Below are 21,768 nucleotides of genomic sequence, written 5' to 3' on the forward strand. Positions count from 1 at the left end.
ACCTTAATAAAGTAAGCACTCACCCTACAGTTATCAACTCCAAATCCATCCATAGATTATACTCATGGACTGTATTCAGCTATCAAACCAAGCCGAACTCCATTGTCTAAGTCGCTTATCAAATTATATTCCACAATTTTTAGGTCGCTTATAACCTCTAAGTCATTCTTTCTGAACTCAATTGTATTTGTCTTTAGTTTCCTACTAGATAAGTTTACAAAACCTGCTGCATAAACTAGGTAATATCCTACAGCAGTATTTCTAACTCTGACACCAGCATTGCCTTATGGTGATATAATTATTTCCCTATCACCATCAGGAGGTGTTTCTATTCTATTTTCGATATATCTTATTGACTTCTCCAATGAATGATTGGTGTAAACCATAAGAGCTTCGACTGAAGTGTAACTTCCTCCATCACCATAAGCCATAACTCTTACAGATCCACCAGAAACCGACATCAAAACATCTGTATAGGAAGAATAAAAAGAGGAATACCGGTATAGCGGTGTTCCTCTTTTATTTATCCTACGAACATGGTATAAACCCTATATAGCCAAAAGCAAGTCCTATTTCAATTATGGACAAGAACTTAAAATTTACTATTTGTCTTTGTCCGATTTACTCCAACCGAAATACAGAATCATAGCTACCGGGATCAGCCATATAAAATCCATTTATATCCAACTTCTCTTTTTTATAGTAATAGTACATGTCACTTATGAAACATTGACACATCATTCACTTTATTCATAGACATAAAAAAAACCACCTCATGCATATACCTTTATTGGTATATATTCATAAGATAGTCTTATGTTTACCCTAATCTTTTATAAAAATAAAATTTCGTTACCCCTTTAAACGGCATGTCTTCAAGTATACCAAATACTTCGTAACCGTGCTTTTTATAGAAACCTTCTGCTTGGTAGCTTTTTGTAGAAAGTGTAATGTGGATAATATCCATTTCTTTTGATCTTTTTTCAACTTCTTTTAAAAGCTTACTTCCTACCGAGTGACCTCTATAGTCGTCTTTGACTGCCAGCATATTGATATGAACATTCTGGTACTGTTTGCTTCCAATAATTCCGCCCGCTAGATTTTCTCCGTCATAAGCGCCTATAACGATTTTCTCGGCGTTCCGTTCTGGTACTTGCTCAAATGTATCTTCATTCTGCTGGTCAAAGATCTTTTCAATCTCTAGTTCTAACTTCTCAAATTCCATTTCTTTTAAGTTGATCATTTAATACCCTCCGTAGTTCAACTTTTTTTATGATTATGCTTTCTTTTAATTTGTTTCTTCTATAGAAGCGTTTCTTTTTGAACTTATAATTTACACTTAAGCTTTACAGATCAACTCCGTTTTCTCAGCGATTTTTTCGTCATACGCATTTGAGATAATACTCACTTCATTTATTTCAAATGATTTGACTGTGGAATTAATATGAAATTTCGAGCTATCACAAAGCAGGAAAGCTTTTTTAGAATTTTTGATCACGTTTTTCTTTTTATTGGCTTCGACGAGATTAGGTGTACTCACACCTTTTTTGACATCTACACCATTTGCACCTAAAAAAGCCTTATCAAAATTAAATTTTTGTAAATTGCTATCGGTTAAAGGTCCATTGAGCGAAGAAATATTTGGATTAAAATTACCGCCAAGTATAATCACTTCCGCTACGATATCTTCAGCTATACCTAATACACTCGCATTCGTTGTAATAATTGTGATTTTTCTATTGATAACTTTATTTAAGAATGCCGTACAAGTTGTTCCAGAATCTAAGTAAATCACTTCTCCATCGTTGATTTGATCTAATGCTAAATTGGCGATCATTTCTTTTTCTTTGGAATATAAAGATTGTTTAGTCTTGATCGATAGCTCTACCGCTGATGAAGCTGCTTTAACAGCGCCTCCAGTCAGCATAATAATTTTACCGTTCTTTTCTAGCTCCTTTAAATCTCTCCTAAGCGTAGAAATCGATATTTTTGGGATGAGCTTATGTAGACTTTCAATTTTCAAAATACCTTCTCTATTTAAATTTTCTAATATCTTTTCTTGCCTTTCGTAAGGAATCACTATTTTTTCCTCCTTTTATTTAAATGTATAATTCTATTTTAACACCTTTTTGCTTTACTTGAAAAAAATAAGATCAATAGATGCAAAGCACCATTGATCTTACTTATTTATAGACCGAATCAGTTTTCAAATTCTCCGATTTTCTCTACTCTTTTTGAATGGCGCCCACCTTCATACTCGGCGTCCAGCCATTCTTTGACGATCAGTTTAGCAAGTTCTCGCCCCACTACTCTTGATCCAAAAGCGAGGATATTTGTATTGTTGTGTTCTTTAGACAATTTTGCGCTATACGGTTCGCTACAAACCACTGCACGAATACCTTTGAACTTATTGGCTGCAATAGAAATCCCAACACCAGTACCACAAATCAAGATACCTCTTTCAAATTCGTCAGAAAGGACTGCTTCAGCAACTTTTTTACTATAGTCAGGATAATCTACACGGTCTCCCGAATGTGCGCCAAAGTCTTCTACTGTGTGCCCTAGTTCAGTTAAATACTCCACGATAGTTGGTTTTAATTCAAATCCTACATGGTCTGATCCTATAGCAATTTTCATTATACACTCACCTCTTTATCTTGTTTTAAGCGGTCCAATATCTCTTTATAAGACTGTTCTTTACCAAATAATGTCGATGTTCCTAAGACAAATCCATCTACGCCTATTTTTGCCAGTCTTTGAATAATGGGTTCTGAGATGGCACCATCGACCATAAGTTCAAAGCTAAATGTCCCCTTGAGTTCAACTAACTTCTTTATTTTAGGATCTACATACGGAAGATATTTCTGACCAGCGAATCCAGGATTAACGGTCATGACCATTAAATAATCAATCAGTGGTAATAATTCCTCTATTTGATGGATGGATGTTCCAGGATTGATCGCAATACCAGCTGTCTTTCCTTTTTCCTTTATTTTAGCTAATGTTCTTGCTGCTTGGATATCTGTTTCAGGATGGATATAGATGATATCCGCTCCTAAATCTGCGAACATCTCAACATAATCACCAGGATTAGAGATCATCAGATGCACATCTACTCGTTTATCTGTGCTTTCTCTTATTGCTGTTACATCCTGGGTGCCCATACCAAAATTAGGTACAAAGTTTCCATCCATGATATCAATATGGAAAATATCCGTTCCCGCAGCATCCAATGCTTTAACTTCTTGTTCAAGATGATTGAAAGAAGCACACATCATCGAAGGGCAAAATAACATTCATCTTCCTCCTGTCTTAACTGTTTAAAGTGACTATTTTAATAGCCCAATTTCTTTGTTTTGATTCGTTACGCCATATTCAACTGATAATTCTTTGTCTTCTGTTTCTGGAAATACAACAATCACATCTGTTTCTTTACCATTCGTTTTTACATAATCAAAATCTACTGATACGAGTTTCGTATTGTAGTCTACTGTATCACCTTCCGTGACGTTTAATTCAAATCCATCACCATTCAGTTCTACTGTATCAATACCGATATGGATCAAAACATCTTGATTACCTTTTGCCTTAATCGAGATGGCATGTTTAGAAGGAAATACAGAAATGACTTTCCCTTTAATCGGCGAGTAAATATCGTTGCTGTCTGGTTCGACAGCAAATCCATCACCCATTAATTTTTTTGAAAACATCTCGTCGTTCACTTCAGATATTTTTTTCACAGTTCCTTTTACCGGGTTGTAAACCGTAAGTTTCTTCTCAAAAAATTTCATATTAAATCCTTTCAAAACTATTATTTATTCTGCTAGTTTTTCATCTTGTCTCGTAAAGAAGAAGGCTAGAATCCCTGATACAACTAACGATATTGCTAAACCAATCATTGCGTTGATAAAGTTAGAGTTGTTTTCAGTTACAAATGCTGGGAAAGTTGTAACACTACCAAATACGAATGCATTTGTAACAACTTTTGTCAGCCCTAGATAGGCTCCACCAACTGCACCACCAATAATTTGTGCCAAAAATAGTTTTTTGTTTTTCACTAATAGACCGAACAAGGTAGCTTCGATGATTGCAGATAGAACAATTGTAATCAATCCTGTTACTGCAAAGCCTTTTAACTTTTTATCTTTCGCTTTAAAGTAAATACCAATTGTTGTTCCGATAACAGCAAAGTTACATGCGAATGTGAATGGAACGATATAGTCGAATCCGTAAGTTGAAACGTTATTGATCATAATCGGATTAACGGCCCAGTGAATTCCTAGACTTACAAGCACACTCCAACCACCACCAATGACGATTCCTGTTAGAATACTACTTCTTTCAATCAACCAATTAACCATTCCGGCAACAGCCTCTCCGCTATAAACACCGATCGGTCCAATAACAATAACGGTTAAAGGAATCATGATTCCCAAAGAAATCAATGGGATGATAACGAGCTTTAATGTATCTGGGATATGTTTATCTAGGAATTTATATAGATAGGAGAATGCCCAGATTGATAAGATGATTGGTACAACTGTAGAGTTATAGTTCATTAATACAACAGGGACTCCGAAGAAGTCGGTCACTACACCATTACCTGCATCTCCCATCAAGCCAATAAAGTCAGGATGGATCAGCGCCGCTCCTATCAAAGCTGATAGATAAGGACTGGCCCCAAATCTTCGAGCAGAGGTAAACGCTAACAATACTGGTAAAAAGTAAAAAACACTCATTGAAGCAACGAACATGATTGAATATGTGCCGCTGTTCTCACTGATTAGTCCCAGTTGAACACCTAAAATTAATAGACCTCGTAAAATACCTGAACCTGCTAATGCCGGTAGTAAGGGTGCAAAAATTGCTGATATCGCTGAAAAGATATTACTGATGATACTGCCTGATTCTCCATTAGAAGCATCCGTTGATATGTTTCCATTTCCTTTGATAAGGTTTTCAAATTCATCGTACAATTTTGGAACTTCTGTACCGATCAAAAGTTGATACTGTCCTGCTTTATTGACAACATTGACTACGCCTTCAATATTTTTAACGGCTTTATCATCAACAATCGATGTGTCTTTTAAATTAAGCCTTAATCTGGTTGCACAGTGAGTCATATTAGAAACATTTTCTGGTCCACCGATTTCATCTAATACTTCCTGTGCCATTTTTTTATAGTCCATTTTAATACCTCCTGATTTGTTAGAACTAGAAATCTTATCTTAAGATAAGATTTCTAGGACTAGTTCGCTAACTTTAACACCGCTGTTTTGATTGATAATATTTTGGATTTTATCCATACCGATACGGTCGATTTTTTCATCAATTAGTTTGATCATTTTCAAGTTACGCTCACATTCAGCAACTGGATCTTCAATAATCGGGAAAGTATCAAAATAAATGGCAGAGTCGTAATTGTGTAATTTAGCGTAGTAAATGAATTCAAAAGTTTTCACTGGACTACTTGTACCAATCATCAAGCCATCATCGTTTAATCCGTATCCGTCATTCAAGTGGACTCCGAATAATTTATTACGGCTTCCTAATATGCTAGCGCCATATGCCGGATTTTCGTGTTTCATCAACATATGACAGTAATCTAATGTAATTCCAACGTTTTCACGATCGATTTCACTCATCATGGTCATTGCAATTCCCAAACTATCTATGAAAGCATAAGCTCTTGGCTGGAAGGGTTTGTATTCAATACTTAATTTCAAGTCAGGTGCATAATCTGCAACTTCGATAAAGCAATTTTTGATTTGTTCCCAGACTTTTTCGTAATTGATTTGGAATGAATAGTCAAATCCATCAAAGCCTAACCATACTGTAACGATTTCTCCGTCTATAGCGCGGCAATAATCAGCAGCTTCTTTACATAATTGAACAGCTTGTTTAGAAATTTTTTGATCTGAATTTCCAAGTTCTCCATTGATAAAATCTTTTCTAAATCTTAAAGCAACCCCATTAACTTTTAGGTTATTTTTTTCCAGTAATGCTTTCATCTCTTCTGGAGAAAAATCATTTGTGTGTTCCGGGTAATTTAAATCTACATGTGTTAATCCGATACGACTAAATTCTTCAAATACTTTTTCTAAATCATTATCAAACTTTGGTAAAAATGAATTAATTCTAGTTGCAGTCTTCATTTCATGACCTCCAATATTTTTGTTAAACACATAATAGCACTTTCAAAATTCAAAAACAACCATTTTATTTCATTTTAAATCATATATTTCCATTTAATTTCATTATTAATCAATTTTACCTAGTAGCTAAGGACTACTGGATAAAGAAAGAGGCGTAATCATTTTCCTGATTACGCCTCTTTTAATCATCGTATTTAGTTATTCTTATATTCGGATCCACACTAGTCTAGATAAACATGATCTCCTCTGTTCATCCAAGAATAGACTAAACCGATCACCAGACCGCCACCTACATAATTACCTAATGCTGCAAAAAATAAGTTTGTTGCCAGAGCGGTACTTGTCATTCCAGCTATTGCTCCACCTGAAGCAAAATAAGCCAGTGGGAAGGAAGAAAAGTTGGCAATGACGTGCTCGAATCCTAAAAATGCAAAGATAAAGATAATAAAGATCATAGCCATGACTTTTCCAGCATCATCTTTCATACGAATCGTACAGTACACTGCGGTATTTACGATAACGTTGGCAAAGATCCCTTCTGTGAATACTTGAAGCGGTGTTTTTTCGAGTTTATGCTCTATTGCAGTAAATAAGAAATGATCTGCTGGGAGATTTTGAAAAGTTGAAGTTAAAGAAACAAGATAGCTTGCTAAGATTCCTCCAATTAAATTAAAGATTAGGCACGCGAATAATATCATGACGGCTTTCTTAAATGTAAGCAACTTGCGGTGAACACCGATGGTTGTGTACATCATGTTTGAGGTTCCTAACTCTGCATTCATATAGATAATCATGACAAGTGACCAACTGAACATGAATGAGTATAAAAATTTCCCAGAACCGTGTGCTACTTTTTCAGCTGACTGGGCGGTAATCACAGCGATAGCCGTTCCAAGTGTTAGAAAAAGTGTGGCTAGCATGGCTCTTACGATATAACGAGAAGGACTCTTCTCAAATAATTGCTTTTTCTTTTCGATACTTGTTTCTATTGAATAAAATAATCCTTGATAATTGGCATCCATTATAATCCATCCCTTTTGTTCAACATTTCACTATATAGGTATTTTACCACCAATTGAATCAATTGAAAATAGGATTTTCAAAATACTTTCAGAAAATCGGTTTCATTTTCACTCTATAATTTAAGTGATCATTTGTTTTTGCCATTAAGAAAAACTTTCTCTTTATCACTGACACAATCGCTTATTTTCAAAAAAATAAAAGTATCTACTATTTTCTAATTGAATGATAGTAGATACTTTATATAAATTTTGATAGTTTTTTTTATGTTCCATTTGAAATAAACGACTTTTGAGTAGTCAAATCAATGTTGTTCAAATCATCACGAAATACTTTTGGACTATAAACTTTCAATTCGTATTTTCCTTCAGGAATTTCAATCGTCAAAAGACTTTCCTCTTCATCATACTCGAGCTCATAGTCTGTGTAACTTTCTAAATATTCAAAGGGCGTATCGTATAGATCTTCATATGTACTAACTCCATAATAGGTCAAGCCTCTTTCATCAAAGCTTAGGAAGAGTCCACCGTTAGCACGAGACATACTATACATCTCTCCCTCTTCAACTGATTCTTTTATGTATTGATCCACTTCTGATGAGGATTCTATGCTACATGCAGATAGAAGCGCTACCGTTAGCATACTTTTACTTATAAGTACTTTTTTTAATTTTATCAACTTAAAACCTTCTTTTCTATTTACTTGTATTTTGAACATATATGTACTGCTTTCCGTAGGTTCCCCTAATCATTAGATATTTATTCATTTTCCCTCTTCCATTCTAATCAAGTTACCATACAGAAAAAAACTAGTCAAATGACTCTGTTTTTAACAAAACAAAAAAGAGACTTATAGAAGCCTCTTTATTGACGAGTTATTTGGCTGGTCTATATCCTGCTTTTATAGCTTGAACTTCTGTGATAAACATGGCTTTCGGTTTTGTTGTCGTTTTATAGTACTGAGAGTTTGGTATGTGATAAATTTTATTGTTAGATCCTTTTATCAATCCTTTTCCTTTAGTATCTACATACTTTTTATTACCATCTCTAAATATATTGTTGATTGTTCCAGGAGCTTTGTTTCCTTTTTTGACTAGCTTGACTTCGATTCCTTCAAGTCTGAACCCAAAGCCTACCGTTCCAGCAGCTTCCCCGTTTTTAGCCCAACCTTGCCAACCAAATGTTTCAGAGTGAACGCGGTAGTACACATCGTATTTTTTCTCCATTTCACCCGTAAGCTTGATCTTGATGGCTTCTAATCTCTTCGATTCTCCCTGTGTACCACTAACCTGTCCATTAGATTTCCAACCTAACCAGCCTTTTGACTGTACATTGGTCTGATAAGTAATACCTCCCTTAAACTCAGGGTTAGAGAGTTCGATCTTAATCGCCTCTAGTCTTTTACCTTTTCCGACTGTACCTGAGGTTTTCCCGTTATTTACTTTCGGCTGCCACCCAGAAGACTGCATAAGCGTTGAGTAGTTCACTTTCATTGGTTCTTTGGTTTTGGAACGAGTAGCTACTTTAGTAGTACTTATGGCTGTTTTAGGTTTGATAGCTTTAGATACTGCTGACTGGCTTGTATACATCAATGGAACTGTTTGAGCTTCAACTGTAGTGTTTGTATTCCAACTAATCCCAACCAATAGTAATGCCGATGTCATAATACTTACGACTAGTTTTTTCATCTTTTAACCTCTTTTCTTATTTAAGAAGAGCATAGCATAAGGTATCGTCTTTTCACCGTATAGTTGTGAACAAAATATTCACTTTTATTTCAAACTATATCTATTTAAGTGTTTATTTTAAATAAACTTATAAACAAATATTTTAATTAAAATAGTGCTAAATTTAAACGACTAACCCTTTAACTTCACTATACCTTTTTAATTAGACAATTTTATAATTCAATCTATTTAGTGAGTTTTTCATTCTTTCGTAAGTTAAGCTATGTTTGTATTAATATTTAATGTACTCTTACTATTAGAACAGTCTTTCATTATATCTATTATCATTTTTTATAAGATCTATTTTAAACTTATATTGAACTGTTAATCGATTAGAATTTACTGTTACTACCATTTTAAGGAGTTTATCTCAATGCAAAATATGAAAGTCATTTTTTGGCTTATCTGCTTTTTCCCTATCGGTTTGTACTTTATGTTTAAAGAAACAGACTGGTCACGTATCAAGAAAATCATTATTGCTATTATTGGTACATTTGCTTTAGGCTATATGCTATCAACTGGAACTATATTTGATTACCAATTATTTTCCGGTTTATTATTATGTCTATCTGCTATTACTTATTTTATCTACGCAATTATAAGAAGGAAAAAGAAACGTTCTTCTTTATTGGTTTTATTATTCGGTATACTTCTTCTAGGTGTATCTACTACGTATATTTCAGTAGAAACAGCCGAAGCCGAACGCATTGCTGAAGAACAAAAAGTTGAAGAACAACGAATTGAAGAAGAACGTGTTGCTGAAGAGCAGCGATTGGAACAGGAACGTCTTGAAAAAGAAAAACAAGATGATATTGATGAAAAAACAAGATTAGCTGAGATTGCTATTAAAAGAGTAGAACAATCACCTACTCGCAAGAATGCTGAGTTAGCCAATAAAGCTATCGCAGCCATACCTGATGGTAATCAAGCTTTAGTAGATCAGCTACTGGCACTAGAACCAGAAATTGAAGCATATGAGTTAGCTCTTGAAGACGCTATTAGCAAACTAGAAGTCGCTGAAGAATCAAACTCTAGAGAAGATTATGAAGCTGCGGTATCTATTTCATCTACTTTATCTCCAAGTGACTCAGGGTTAACTGCTCGTTTATCAAAACTAGATACTTCCATTGCTGAAGTTGAAGCGCAACAAGCGGAGGAAGAGCGCCAAGCTCAAGAAGCCGAAGAAAACCGTATCGCACAAGAAAAAGCGGACCAAGAAGCTGCACAGAAAAAAGCTGATGAAGAAAAAGCGGCCGCTGCTACAAGTAGCGAAAGCTATAGTTCTTCTGAAAGTAACGGCGATTCCAATAATAATAGTACTCAAAGTACAACTCCAAATGCTGGCGGACAGACTTATGTTCAACAAAATGGTGAAGGTGCGATAAAAGGATCTGTGAATGGTATTTATCATATTCCTGGAAGTACTTATTATGGTAGAACTAAAAATGTAGTACAATGGTTCAAAACAGCTGCGGAAGCAGAAGCAGCCGGCTATAGAGCACCTGAAAGGTAATAGGCTATCGACAAAAAAGAAGGAATCATCGAAGTTACGAATAACTTCAATGATTCCTTCTTTTTTGAATTTTTAAGCTATCCAGCGCTACTTTCTTTACTTTTCCTACGGTCGAAATTATTGACTAAATTTTTCATAAAGAAAGAGAGCGCCAGGCGCTCTCTTTTCTATTTATATTGGTTATACTCTACTTTCAGATTTAGACATTTTCACTGTGTTAGATCCTAACAATCCAGCTACTGAAGTCAAAATCATGCTTAGTAGTAATGCTATAAATGCCCAGATTGAATATTTAGATCCAGCATCTGTTGCTTCTTCTGCTTGAACCCGTGCATCTTGAATCGTTTGATCTACTTGTGTTTGTAGGTTTTCTACTTCACCACGTAGGTTTTCGATTGTTGTTTGTGCTTGTGTAGTGGTGTTCTCGTAAGCTTCAACGATGTTTTGAGTTGCTTCATCTGCTTCTTCTTGCGATAAGTCAGTATTTGATTCAACTGCATTTGCGATTGCATCTTCATCCGCTGCATCACCAATTGTTGTCGCTCTTTCTTCTAAGCTATCTAGTAAATCAGAAATAATTGAATCAGCGTTATCTGGATTAGTAACAATTTCTTGTCCAGCTGCCGCTACTTCATCTGTTGCTTCAGAAACTTGACCTTGTAAATAGTCAGGTTGTAATTCAGGAATGTCTGTATCTTGTAATACAGAATCTACTTGTGTTTGTAATTCATCCGAATCTACATTTTCAACACCTTGTGCTGCGCTTTCGAAGCCTGTGCTTACTGCGCTACCTGTTAAATCGATCGTTGTTTCAGCAGCTGATCCTACTGCATTTGTTACAGTTCCTAGAACAGATCCCGCTAGTGAAAATATACCTGAGGCAAGATATGAAAGCATAATAACTAAAACGATTAAACTTGATGCCCAAGTTAAGAATCCGTGAACTAATCCAACGCGTCTTGATGTAGCTCCAGCGATGAATCCTCCACCGAAGAAAGCTAATACAAAGGCAATGACTGTCCATATCGCAACACCTGTACCTACACCATCAAGTGGGTTACTTGAAGTTGGTTCAGCGACGCCAAGTCCAATTGCAGAAGTGATAAAGCTAAGCATTAACATCAATGCTAATATTGTCACAACACCAGCAATTACCGCGCCCCAAGATAAATTAAATCCTGCTTCTGTTTCTCCTGCTCCCAGGTAATGTCTGACTCTTTTTTTCATGGTTATTTCTCCTTTACAAAATGTAATTATATCGTAGTTGTAATATAACACCATGTATGTTGTGCAATCAATTCATATGACTTAAGAACCATCCTTTTATTAAGTGAAAATGCTTGATATAACAAGTTTTCTTTGTAAACGGTATTTTAATTTCAAAACATTCTAATATTACGAATCAATAACAAGCATATTTTGATCATCGAATGCCTAGGTATCGGCATAAGCGACTTCCCAGTAATAACCGTCTAAATCTCTAAAATAGCCACTATATCCTCCCCAAGAAACAAAGACTGGTTCCTTAACAATCTCAGCACCCAAAGAGCATGCACGTTCCATGATTTCGTCAACTTCTTCTTTTTTCTTTGCATTCATGGCCAATGTTATTCCATTGAATCCCTCTCTGTTGATCTTCATAGGTTCATCTCCAGCTATATCTGTAGCCAATTGTTCCAATGGAAATAATTCTAACTTTGTACCCTGATTATTAAAAAAGATGATTGGAGCATCTGGCGAGTCGTCATAACACTGAAACCCTAGTCCTTTATAAAATGTTCTTGCTTTTTCTATATTCAAAACACCTAATGCAATAAGATTAATCCGATTCATTGTAGGTCTCCTTAGCGCTACCATCAGTAGCCAGTATTTACTTGGATTGTTTGAAATGTGTTTTCAAATAAGTTAATAAAGCAGACTGCTCCTTGCTGATTCCCATAATCGTTGGTTTGATAACGAATTTGATTGTTCTATCTGTCGTTTTGACTGTAACGGATTTGACAACTGGTCCTATTATTTTGACTGTCTGTATAGTAGAAACCGGTATACTCCCAACTGATTTTTCATTGAATTTTCTATCTAGTTCAACAATCGTCAGCGCTTCTTTATCTAATACGACAACAAAATGTCTCGGTAATAGAAAAGGAAGAGCTTTCACTTCTTCTCCGTATCCAGTGATTGCTTGATTATTCCCGTACTTATTTTTGTACATAGTTAAAATATCTTTATTGATTTTAAGTCGGATTATGAACACATCCTTTCTTTATAGTTAAAGTATATAAAACAACTTTGAAATAGCTACAATAAGCACTTATACTCTATACTTATTTTTAAATAGCTTTTATTAAAATCAAAAGAGTGGAAACAGATTATTCTGCTCCCACTCTTTTGGCAAAGGCAACTAGCTTGTAAAGAATTTCTTCGTTAATTTCTGATATATTTGATGGTGTCTGTTTTAGTTCTATTAAGGTGTTCTGATCTATTTCCGTTTTTGAAGCAATTTCCTTTAATGATCTATCACTATGTTCCAATAACCATCTGATTAAAATTTCATCCGATTTCTTCACATCCATAAACCCCTTCAAAAGTTTCTATCGAAAACTATATCTCATTTTACATTCAAATACAACACTTCTAGATGCCTCAGTAAAATTTATTTTAAATTCGTACTTTCCAAGTATTGCTTTTCATAGGGTACAGTGAGTATAATATCAATGAAAAATAGTTTAAATATGGTCAATATATTGCTGATATTACTTATATGTAGTACAAGCACGTTCTCTATAAATAAGTACAACATTGTATTTCTCTAAATTCATATGAGTCATCATCAAATTCAAAGAGGTGTTTGTGCTATGGCGATGGTGTTGTTTATTCTTTTTGCTAGCGGAATCAGCTATTACCTTGTAGACAGATATAAAAAATCTTGATAAAAGCTGGAGAACATTTTCTCTAGTTTTTTCTTATGATCTTTTTACCTTGACTTTGCGAACAAATGTTCTTATTATTAAATAAAGGAACATACTTTCGTATAAAGGAATGGTAAATATGACAGAAGAAGTCGTATTATTAAACCCAGACGAGCTAGGTTACATAGATCGTGGGAAAATGAAATGGTTGGGTATGATGTTATCAGATCATACAGAAGCATTAAAACAAATGAAGGCAGAAGATCAGCAAGTCGATATTCCTCCTAAAGAAGAGATGACCATAGAGGATATTTCCACTATTCTTTATGAGGCTTATGTTACGAAATCTCCTGTTTCCATTCAAGCAAACGTACTCAAAGACGGGCAATATTATCCGGATGTTGAATGTCTAGTAATGGGATATTTAGGAGAAAAAATCATCTTACAATTAAAAGATGGCAGGATTAAACGAGTGAATATAGAACTGATTCGACATATTAAACTCTATAATGTTCTTAAGTGGCATAACAAGCGAACAGAATCTGAATAATAGCGTTGATTTAATGTCTAATAAAACCCACTTTACGTAATAGATACTTGCAGGTTTTGATGTGCGTTGTGAATTTGTTAGTGCTATAATAAAAACGAAAAGGAGGTAAGTTAAATGAACTTTGACCAAATGAGAATCTTAGATAGTTTGTTAAAGGAATTCAACACCATGATTGATGAAGATCCTGAATTAAAAAATAGCGATATTAAAAAGTATAAGCTGCTATTTGAAATGGACCACGAGCTTTATTCAGCTGATTTTATCATTTATGATCGAGAAAGCGATTCATTTAAGTTGAGATATATGACACCAACTAGTCTTCGTTTCGTCTCTGCATTGAGACCGGACAATGACTTTACCGAAGAATTTTTCAAGAGTTACCGACTCAGTAAAGAAGATTTCAGAAACTTACTTAAAACACCCGACATGCTCTTGCTGGCTTTAATTGATGTCGTCAAGAAACTTCATCCTTCTCTATTCCGAAAAGATAGACTACAAAATGGTGAGAACATCGTGTATAACTTGCAAGGTTTCCATAATGATTTCGCACTAGATTTCTTGTTATGCACGAGTAAAGAGTTTTTCCCTGTCTCTCTTGTAGAAGAAGACGAAGAACCAATCATACCTAAAAATGATTAAAAATAGGCACAGTCTCTTCTCCTGATTGCATTCAATCAGTGAAGTAGACTGTGCCTATTTTATTAGATTAAATTAAAATGCTTCAAACCGTCAATAATCCCACCATCTGTATTCTTTTTAGCAACATAATCAGCCAAAGTTTTCACTTCTAGTGTTCCATTGCCCATCGCTACACTATAATCAGCTGCTTCAAGCATTTCGATGTCGTTAGGACCATCTCCAAACGCATATGTCGGTACACCTTCTAGACCTAGTTTTTCAACTAGTTTCTGAATACCGATTGCTTTTGAGTTTTCTTTGAGAATCGTATCAATTGAATAAGGTGAATTACGATAAAATGAAAGTTCTGGAAAATTCTTGTGAAAAACATCATCCACTACTAAATCTTGTGTGAATAATAAAACCATCAAGATATCTTTTTCTTCATAATAGGATTCATCAATTTCTGGAGTATCTGTATGGATAAACTGATAAGCTGCAACGGCATTATCGTCTCTTCTAGTCAGTTTAAATCCTTCTTTGCTATAATAAGCAACCGTAATGTCCTGATTCTCAACTTCAGTTTGAATACGGTCCAATAAATCTTGATCAAATATACTTTCGTAAATATCTTGTCCTTCATACTGAATATAGTGACCATTGAGAGAAATAAACGAATCGATCACTGTTTCTTTCAGTACATGTTCTACCTGAAGGTGGCTACGACCGGTGGCGATAAAAGGTACCCCGCCGTTTCTCTTCAATTCAGACAACGCTTCAATCACATCTGTATCCAGTTGTGATTGTTCATTCAGTAACGTTCCATCTAAATCAAAAAATACTAGTGATGTTGGTTTCAATCATTACGCCTCAATTCTTTCAGTTTAGGTTATGCTTCGTCTTTGAAATGGGACACGTCGTTGTAACGATCTAAGTGGTATTTTCCGCCATGGTAACTTGCTACAGAAACACTCGCATTTAAAAGAGCCGTCGTATCATCCAAATCAGGAATTAAGTTTTGTAGAATATAGCGAATCGTTCCACCATGAGCGACAAGTAAAATTCTCTCTCCTGTATCACGATGTTTATCAATCAGTTTAAGCAATCCTTTTTCAACTCTACTCCAAAACATCATAAAGTCTTCCGCGTCATGGTAAGGATCAGCTTCTCTAAATGCATTCATACGCTCAGGAATATCTGTATTCAAGAACATATCACGTGAAGTTTCGTACCCCATATGCTTAGCAACATTTCCCCATGCTTCCGATCCATACATCCCTTCATAAGAACCAAAGAATACTTCTCTGAATTCTGGCATCTGAACCATATCCATGTTTGCAGCTTGGCCGTTTTCTTCAAGAATAATTCCAGCAGTATCTTGTGTACGGGTTAAATCACTTGTGTAGACTGCATCAAACTTGACATCTTTTAGCCCACGTCCACAACGATGTACATCAACAATGCCATCATCAGTTAGTGGCGCGTTGCTCCATCCTTGCATGCGTCCATAATGATTCAAATACGTTTCTCCATGACGAACAAAATAAATTTCAACACCCTTAGTAGTCATCTTAATTGTTGCTCCTTCCAAAATGATATCTTCTACTTTATTGTAACAGACTTACTTTGCTGATGCGAAGAGAATGAAAGCAAACTTATCCTGATTAATCTTTGCAAAACTCCTTTATAGGTGAAATAATTGTTGTATCCCATTTTAAAGTAAGGTATATTTCAATTAAATAAATGAGACTTAAGATGAACTGACCTAATAGGCTCGTATAAACATAAAGAGGTGTGTTTTGTGGTCAAAACAGAAGATTATGCAATTGAAGTAAATGGCTTGGTCAAGAAATTTGGAGACTTTACAGCCGTTGATGCTATCGATCTTAAAATCACTAAAGGATCTGTCTACGGATTTCTTGGCCCCAACGGTGCAGGAAAAACAACTACTTTGAGAATGCTGGCTACTTTATTAACAATTGACGGTGGATCAGCTAGCGTTTTTGGCTACGATGTTGCTTCACAACCAAAGAAAATCCGTCCACGAATTGCCTTAACTGGTCAGTATGCTTCTGTTGATGAGGATTTGAGTGGAATAGAAAACCTCACGATGATTTCAAGACTAGTGGGCTATTCAAAAAAAGAAGCAAAAATACGCGCTGCTGAATTGTTAGATGCTTTTGGACTTTCTGAAGCTGCTAACAAACAAGCGAAAGATTACTCCGGTGGTATGCGCAGGCGTCTAGATATAGCAGCAAGCATCGTTATTACTCCAGATCTCTTATTTCTCGATGAACCGACAACGGGATTAGATCCACGGAGCCGAAACCAGGTCTGGGCTGTGATTCGTGCATTGACAGACGCGGGTACGACTGTACTTTTAACGACTCAATATCTGGAAGAAGCTGATCAGTTAGCTGATCGAATAGCCGTTATTAATAAAGGTAAAATCATTGCCGAAGGAACGGCCCATGATCTGAAAGCCTCCCTAGGAAACAACATGCTTCATGTGACATTGAAGTCTCAAAAAGATAGATCCAGAGCTGAAGAAATCCTAGAAGACAGCGCGGGAGAAATTCTACATGAGTCTTCTAAGATCGATCAGCTGCATATCAAGATTTCAACCCCTTCTGATGCTACAAAAGCGCTAGCTGCACTCGCTGAACAACAAATTGATGTGGCTTACCTTCTCTTTAGGTCAACCTAGCTTAGACGAAGTCTTTTTAGCGTTAACAGAAGAGTCGGAAACAGTATCTATTACAGAGCAATCATCTATCGTGAAATAAAAGGAGGATTTTAAATGGCTCAGAATCAGACCATCAATCAAGAAAAGCTACAACAAGCAATCTTGTCAAAACAACGTCCAACACCCCCTAGTCCGATTGTGTCTGTACAAATATTCGCCATGCGTGCACTACTCAGAACGAAACATGCTCCAATGGCACTAATGGATATTACAGCTATGCCGATTTTATTTTTACTGATGTTTACTTTCTTATTTGGTGGTGCTATTGCTGGTTCGGTTCAGGAGTATCTTCAATTTATACTACCTGGTATTTTAGTACAGACTGTCACCCAGATTACCATGTACACCGGGCTTGATTTAAATAAAGATATTCAAAAAGGCTTTTTCGATCGTCAAAGAACGTTACCGATCTGGGGACCTTCTTCTCTGGTAGGTGCAATGACTTTCGATGCGCTCAGATACACCATTGCTTCAATGATCATGATTTTGTTTGCTATGATCTTAGGCTTCAGACCCGAAGGTGGCTTAATCGGTATTATTCTAGCAGTGGGCCTTTTGCTTGTGTTTTCTTTCTGTCTTTCATGGATTTGGAATGTTTTAGCACTCGTTTTGAAATCTGAAAATGCTTTGATGGCTAGTGCAATGATGGTCATCTTTCCTTTGACCTTTTTGAGTAGTGCTTTTGTCGACCCAAGTACAATGCCTCGCATTCTGGAAACTTTTGTTAAAATCAATCCAATCTCTATGCTTGTAGATGCTGTCAGAGGACTGATGCATGGGTATGATGTCTCTACTGCTATCTTTTGGACACTCATTGCGTCAGGTATCATGCTTGTCATTTTTGCACCACTGACTATGCGACTTTATAACAACAAAAATTAATACACCTATCTTTTTAAAAAGTAATAAACCCCCATCAACGAATGCGTTGATGGGGGTTTGAGTGTTAACGGTAATCTTTCATTGCACGATCAACTTGACGCTTCTGATCTTTTTGCTTGAGTGATTCGCGTTTATCGTATTGTTTTTTACCTTTTGCGAGACCAATCAGTACTTTGGCATATCCATTTCGAATATACACCTTCAGCGGTACAATCGTTACCCCACCTTGTTTGGTTTCTCCAACAAATTTATCAATCTGTTTTTTCTTCATCAATAGTTTTCTAGTTCTCACAGGATCATGATTAAACTGGTTTCCTTTATCGAATGGCGCAATATGCACATTGTATAACCACATTTCTCCATTGCGAATGCCAGCATAACCATCCTTAAGGTTAATTCTGCCGGCACGAATTGACTTGATTTCCGTTCCGTTCAAGACGATCCCTGCTTCAACAGTATCTAAAATACTATATTCAAATCTTGCTTTTTTATTTTGAGCAATCAGCTTGCCTTCACCTTTAGGCACCTGTATCACCCTCCTTTTGTCTACGACTACTACTTACGTTTTCCTGATCTTTTTTTCTTGGTTGTTCTTCTTTGAGAAGACGGTTGATTTCGATCAGATCTTTGAGTCCCTTTTGAGTTTTTGCCACGTCTTTGGTTCTTATTTCTGCCTGATTGATTTTTGGGTTTGGATTGTTTTCGTTTTTCATCTTCAGGAATATCAGCTAACTCAAAGTCGATTTGGTAGCCTTCAATATTTGCTGCAGTCAATTTAACTTTGACTGGTTCTCCAATTTTAAAGGTTCTACCTGTTCGACGACCCATCAGAATCAATCCACGTTCGTTGAATTCATAGTAATCATCATCCATTTTAGAGATATGCACGAGTCCTTCAACTGTATTCGGTAATTGAACAAACATTCCAAAATTCGTAACAGATGTAACGAGTCCTTCGAATTCTTCCCCAATTTTCCCAGCCATATATTCTGTTTTCTTCAGTTCATCAGTTTCACGTTCAGCATCTACTGCACGACGTTCGGTTTTGGAACTGTGCTCTGCTATTTCTGGTAATTTTTTCTCCCAGCGTTGACGAGCTTTCTGATCTTTTCCGACTTCATCATAGTAATGAATCAATCGATGAAGAATCAAATCAGGATAACGTCTGATTGGAGAAGTGAAGTGAGAATAATAATCAGCTGCTAATCCGTAATGTCCAATAGGATCCACGTCATATTTTGCTTGCTGCATCGATCTCAGCATCAGCATACTAACAACCGTCTCTTCTGGTTTCCCTTTAACTTCATTCATCACAGCTTGTAAATCAAGTGGAGAGACACTATCTTTTGTCCCTTTTACATTGATTCCAAAACTTGAAACAAATTCCAAGAACCTCTGCATTTTTGCTTCATCTGGACGCGCGTGAATTCTATATAAAATAGGTAATTGCTGCTTTGCATAATATTCAGAAACTGTTTCGTTCGCTGCTAACATAAAAGACTCTATCAAACGTTCACCTATGCCGCGATCGCGCACAAGAATATCCACAGGCATCCCTTCAGGATCAACTTCGATTTTTGCTTCTCTTGTATCAAAGTCGATAGATCCACGACTGACTCTTTTCTTCTCAAGAATATGATGTAGTTCTCCCATCGTTTCGAAAAGACCTACTAAGTCAGCATGTTCCTTCAATGTGTCCGGGTCTTTTTCTGTTAAAATCTCATTGACTGCTGTATACGTCATCCGACGGAACGAACGGATGACACTGGGAAAGATTTCATAGCTTACGATATCACCAGACGGATCAATTTCCATTTCACAACTTAATGTCAGACGATCAACATTTGGGTGCAGTGAACAGATTCCGTTTGAAAGACGTTGCGGTAACATTGGTACTACTCGGTCAGTCAAATACACACTAGTCCCACGCTCAAAAGCTTCTTGATCCATTGGGCTATCTTCTGTTACATAATGCGAAACATCTGCGATATGAACACCTAAGTGGTAATGGCCATTCTCAAGCTTTTTGACCACAACTGCATCATCTAAATCTTTTGCATCTGCTCCATCAATGGTCACAATGACTTCATCTCGCAAGTCTCTACGGCCTTCTAAATCTGCTTCAGTGATTTGATCCGGTACAGATTCTGCTTCTTCAATCACTTCATCAGGAAATTCTGAAGGAATATTATATTTGTTCACGATTGTAAGAATTTCAATTCCTGGTTCGTCTTTATGCCCAATCGTACGAACAACAAATCCAAACATGTCCTCATCATTGCTTCGAGGATATTTAGAAATTTCAACCTGAACGATGCTACCTTCTACAGGACGAATTCCTTTGTCTGTGATTTGCATCTTCATGCTTGGAATTTTCTTGCTTTGAGTTTTGACATATCCGAATAGTCCACTATTTGAGACTTCATCATCCGAGTAAGCATGGAATTCTCCTATCAGCGTTGTTGTTGCACGTTCAACGACCTCAAGAACTCTCCCAACAGGTCCTTTACCCTTCCAAGGAACAGCCTCTTTTGTCACTTCAATCGTGACTAGATCGCCATTCAGTGCTGAGTTTGTTTCGTGGGGTGGAATAAAAATATCTTCGTCAAATTCTTCTATTGGAACAAACCCAAATCCTTTGTCCGTACCACTAAAGACACCTTGCATAACCGGTTCTGCATCTTTCAGTTTAAATCGGCCTTCTTGAGTCAGTACAATTCTGCCTTCACGTTCTAGTTCAGCGATCGCGTTAATCATTTTCTTGAAAGCTTTTGAGCCTGTACTATTTACACCTTCGCTAATCGCTTTAACCTCTACACTATTTTCTTTATGATTCTCGATAAAATTCAGAATCGTTTCTTTTAATTGTTCTATGTCTTCGTTTAATTCTTTATTCATGTATTCCCTCCATCCCATTCTAATGTGGATAAGAATGTTAATAAATCAATTTGTAGCTGTTTTCCGAACTGTCCAGTTGTGATCACATGCGGTGCCTCTTCATACCAATGGAAATCAACTGTAGCATTCGTCAGCGCATCTCTATATTCTCCAGATTGATGTGGATTAATCATCTCATCATCGCCACCTTGCGCAATAAAGACCATTCCTGTTTCATTTGGGTATTGAGGCACCATTGTTTTAACGAAAGTGTTTAACCCATTTAAAATCATTTCCAATTTTGGTTCTGAAGCTGTTTTCAATCCAGCAATTTGTTCTCTAGAAAATCCGGCATTCATTTTCACTTGTTCATACCAGATCATAAAATTCTCCGGCACTCTGTTTTTTCCGTTATCCATTACTGGTGAAGAAAAGGTTCCAGCGGCTTTAACATCTTGTGTCAACATTAAATGCGTTGCAACGATACCGCCAAGAGACAAGCCAAAGGTCGCAATTTCATTGTAGCCTTTTTCTTTTAAAAATGAGTAGGCTTTTTCACCGTCTCGCTTCCAGTCTTCAATACCATAATTAAAGATATCGTCTGGATCTTCCGTTCCATGTCCAGACAGTGTTGGTGCATAGACTGTATAATCTGCACGCTCCAGCGCCCTGGCTAAACTTCTCACGTCATTTGGGGTACTCGTAAAAGCGTGGAATAAAATCACCGCTCTCGGTCCCTTTTCAAAAAATATTGTTCGATCTCTCACTTCGT

Annotated in this window: 24 protein-coding genes and 1 pseudogene; 5 read left to right on the forward strand and 20 right to left on the reverse strand. The window is 36.3% G+C overall.

Annotated features, from left to right (window positions below):
* Nucleotides 1-62: 62 nt before the first annotated feature.
* From ACFP65_RS08440 to ACFP65_RS08490, 11 genes and pseudogenes are all read right to left on the reverse strand, one after another.
* Nucleotides 63-197, reverse strand: a pseudogene (locus ACFP65_RS08440) (tail fiber domain-containing protein); the annotation flags it as partial.
* A gap of 623 nt (nucleotides 198-820) precedes the next feature.
* A complete protein-coding gene (locus tag ACFP65_RS08445) occupies nucleotides 821-1,243 on the reverse strand; it encodes a GNAT family N-acetyltransferase (RefSeq protein WP_379917646.1) in 423 nt (140 codons plus the stop codon).
* A 96-nt stretch (nucleotides 1,244-1,339) separates the two neighbouring features.
* Nucleotides 1,340-2,080, reverse strand: coding sequence for a DeoR/GlpR family DNA-binding transcription regulator (locus ACFP65_RS08450; RefSeq protein ID WP_379917648.1), 741 nt, complete (start codon nucleotides 2,078-2,080; stop codon nucleotides 1,340-1,342).
* 119 nt (nucleotides 2,081-2,199) lie between these two features.
* On the reverse strand, nucleotides 2,200-2,637 hold the full coding sequence (gene rpiB, locus ACFP65_RS08455) for a ribose 5-phosphate isomerase B (RefSeq protein ID WP_379917649.1): 438 nt from the start codon (nucleotides 2,635-2,637) through the stop codon (nucleotides 2,200-2,202).
* Nucleotides 2,637-3,296: a ribulose-phosphate 3-epimerase gene (gene rpe, locus ACFP65_RS08460; RefSeq protein WP_379917651.1), complete on the reverse strand. Its 660-nt coding sequence runs from the start codon at nucleotides 3,294-3,296 to the stop codon at nucleotides 2,637-2,639. Before rpe ends, rpiB begins: the two co-directional genes overlap by 1 nt.
* A 33-nt stretch (nucleotides 3,297-3,329) precedes the next feature.
* The gene (locus ACFP65_RS08465; protein ID WP_379917653.1) at nucleotides 3,330-3,791 is read right to left on the reverse strand and encodes a PTS sugar transporter subunit IIA; all 462 of its coding nucleotides are present in this window, start codon (nucleotides 3,789-3,791) and stop codon (nucleotides 3,330-3,332) included.
* A gap of 24 nt (nucleotides 3,792-3,815) precedes the next feature.
* On the reverse strand, nucleotides 3,816-5,189 hold the full coding sequence (locus tag ACFP65_RS08470; protein WP_379917655.1) for a PTS transporter subunit EIIC: 1,374 nt from the start codon (nucleotides 5,187-5,189) through the stop codon (nucleotides 3,816-3,818).
* A gap of 39 nt (nucleotides 5,190-5,228) precedes the next feature.
* Nucleotides 5,229-6,155: a sugar phosphate isomerase/epimerase family protein gene (locus tag ACFP65_RS08475; RefSeq protein WP_379917657.1), complete on the reverse strand. Its 927-nt coding sequence runs from the start codon at nucleotides 6,153-6,155 to the stop codon at nucleotides 5,229-5,231.
* Nucleotides 6,156-6,376: 221 nt separating this feature from the next.
* Nucleotides 6,377-7,177, reverse strand: coding sequence for a formate/nitrite transporter family protein (locus tag ACFP65_RS08480; RefSeq protein WP_379917659.1), 801 nt, complete (start codon nucleotides 7,175-7,177; stop codon nucleotides 6,377-6,379).
* 262 nt (nucleotides 7,178-7,439) lie between these two features.
* Nucleotides 7,440-7,853: a hypothetical protein gene (locus ACFP65_RS08485; protein WP_379917661.1), complete on the reverse strand. Its 414-nt coding sequence runs from the start codon at nucleotides 7,851-7,853 to the stop codon at nucleotides 7,440-7,442.
* 196 nt (nucleotides 7,854-8,049) lie between these two features.
* Complete coding sequence (locus tag ACFP65_RS08490) at nucleotides 8,050-8,862, reverse strand: hypothetical protein (protein WP_379917663.1); 813 nt, start codon at nucleotides 8,860-8,862, stop codon at nucleotides 8,050-8,052.
* 412 nt (nucleotides 8,863-9,274) lie between these two features.
* On the opposite strand from ACFP65_RS08490, the gene ACFP65_RS08495 reads away from it, so the two are divergent.
* Nucleotides 9,275-10,414: a hypothetical protein gene (locus ACFP65_RS08495; protein WP_379917665.1), complete on the forward strand. Its 1,140-nt coding sequence runs from the start codon at nucleotides 9,275-9,277 to the stop codon at nucleotides 10,412-10,414.
* Nucleotides 10,415-10,594: 180 nt separating this feature from the next.
* On the opposite strand, the gene ACFP65_RS08500 is transcribed toward ACFP65_RS08495, so the two are convergent.
* From ACFP65_RS08500 to ACFP65_RS08515, 4 genes are all read right to left on the reverse strand, one after another.
* Nucleotides 10,595-11,641, reverse strand: coding sequence for a YrzE family protein (locus tag ACFP65_RS08500; protein ID WP_379917667.1), 1,047 nt, complete (start codon nucleotides 11,639-11,641; stop codon nucleotides 10,595-10,597).
* 207 nt (nucleotides 11,642-11,848) lie between these two features.
* The gene (locus ACFP65_RS08505) at nucleotides 11,849-12,247 is read right to left on the reverse strand and encodes a VOC family protein (RefSeq protein WP_379917669.1); all 399 of its coding nucleotides are present in this window, start codon (nucleotides 12,245-12,247) and stop codon (nucleotides 11,849-11,851) included.
* A gap of 37 nt (nucleotides 12,248-12,284) precedes the next feature.
* Nucleotides 12,285-12,626 carry a hypothetical protein gene (locus ACFP65_RS08510; protein ID WP_379917671.1) on the reverse strand — a complete coding sequence of 114 codons (342 nt, stop codon included), beginning with the start codon at nucleotides 12,624-12,626 and terminating at the stop codon, nucleotides 12,285-12,287.
* 157 nt (nucleotides 12,627-12,783) lie between these two features.
* The gene (locus ACFP65_RS08515; RefSeq protein WP_379917673.1) at nucleotides 12,784-12,981 is read right to left on the reverse strand and encodes a hypothetical protein; all 198 of its coding nucleotides are present in this window, start codon (nucleotides 12,979-12,981) and stop codon (nucleotides 12,784-12,786) included.
* Nucleotides 12,982-13,462: 481 nt separating this feature from the next.
* Here ACFP65_RS08515 and ACFP65_RS08520 point away from each other — a divergent pair, with 481 nt between their 5' ends.
* Both ACFP65_RS08520 and ACFP65_RS08525 read left to right on the forward strand, forming a co-directional pair.
* Complete coding sequence (locus tag ACFP65_RS08520; RefSeq protein WP_379917675.1) at nucleotides 13,463-13,873, forward strand: hypothetical protein; 411 nt, start codon at nucleotides 13,463-13,465, stop codon at nucleotides 13,871-13,873.
* Between the two features lie 114 nt (nucleotides 13,874-13,987).
* Nucleotides 13,988-14,512: a hypothetical protein gene (locus ACFP65_RS08525; RefSeq protein WP_379917677.1), complete on the forward strand. Its 525-nt coding sequence runs from the start codon at nucleotides 13,988-13,990 to the stop codon at nucleotides 14,510-14,512.
* A gap of 62 nt (nucleotides 14,513-14,574) precedes the next feature.
* Here the strand turns inward: ACFP65_RS08525 and ACFP65_RS08530 are convergent, their stop codons facing one another.
* Together ACFP65_RS08530 and ACFP65_RS08535 are read right to left on the reverse strand one after the other, a co-directional pair.
* The gene (locus tag ACFP65_RS08530; RefSeq protein ID WP_379917679.1) at nucleotides 14,575-15,351 is read right to left on the reverse strand and encodes a Cof-type HAD-IIB family hydrolase; all 777 of its coding nucleotides are present in this window, start codon (nucleotides 15,349-15,351) and stop codon (nucleotides 14,575-14,577) included.
* A 29-nt stretch (nucleotides 15,352-15,380) separates the two neighbouring features.
* Entirely contained in the window at nucleotides 15,381-16,061 is a 681-nt protein-coding gene (locus ACFP65_RS08535; protein WP_379917681.1) for a histidine phosphatase family protein, read from the reverse strand.
* A gap of 231 nt (nucleotides 16,062-16,292) precedes the next feature.
* Between ACFP65_RS08535 and ACFP65_RS08540 the strand changes: the two genes are divergently transcribed.
* Together ACFP65_RS08540 and ACFP65_RS08545 are read left to right on the forward strand one after the other, a co-directional pair.
* Entirely contained in the window at nucleotides 16,293-17,198 is a 906-nt protein-coding gene (locus ACFP65_RS08540; RefSeq protein WP_379917683.1) for an ATP-binding cassette domain-containing protein, read from the forward strand.
* Between the two features lie 93 nt (nucleotides 17,199-17,291).
* Nucleotides 17,292-18,119 (forward strand): ABC transporter permease, encoded by an 828-nt coding sequence (locus tag ACFP65_RS08545; RefSeq protein ID WP_379917685.1) that lies wholly within the window; start codon nucleotides 17,292-17,294, stop codon nucleotides 18,117-18,119.
* A gap of 64 nt (nucleotides 18,120-18,183) precedes the next feature.
* Here the strand turns inward: ACFP65_RS08545 and smpB are convergent, their stop codons facing one another.
* The 3 genes from smpB to ACFP65_RS08560 are packed head-to-tail and all read right to left on the reverse strand — an operon-like array spanning nucleotide 18,184 to nucleotide 21,763.
* Complete coding sequence (gene smpB / locus ACFP65_RS08550; protein ID WP_225744514.1) at nucleotides 18,184-18,645, reverse strand: SsrA-binding protein SmpB; 462 nt, start codon at nucleotides 18,643-18,645, stop codon at nucleotides 18,184-18,186.
* A gap of 29 nt (nucleotides 18,646-18,674) precedes the next feature.
* Entirely contained in the window at nucleotides 18,675-21,017 is a 2,343-nt protein-coding gene (rnr, locus tag ACFP65_RS08555; protein ID WP_379917687.1) for a ribonuclease R, read from the reverse strand.
* Entirely contained in the window at nucleotides 21,014-21,763 is a 750-nt protein-coding gene (locus tag ACFP65_RS08560; RefSeq protein ID WP_379917688.1) for an alpha/beta hydrolase, read from the reverse strand. The genes rnr and ACFP65_RS08560 overlap by 4 nt, the downstream gene beginning before the upstream one ends.
* Between the last annotated feature and the right edge of the window lie 5 nt (nucleotides 21,764-21,768).

It is taken from the genome of Marinilactibacillus sp. GCM10026970 (assembly GCF_042660675.1).
GTDB lineage: Bacteria > Bacillota > Bacilli > Lactobacillales > Carnobacteriaceae_A > Marinilactibacillus.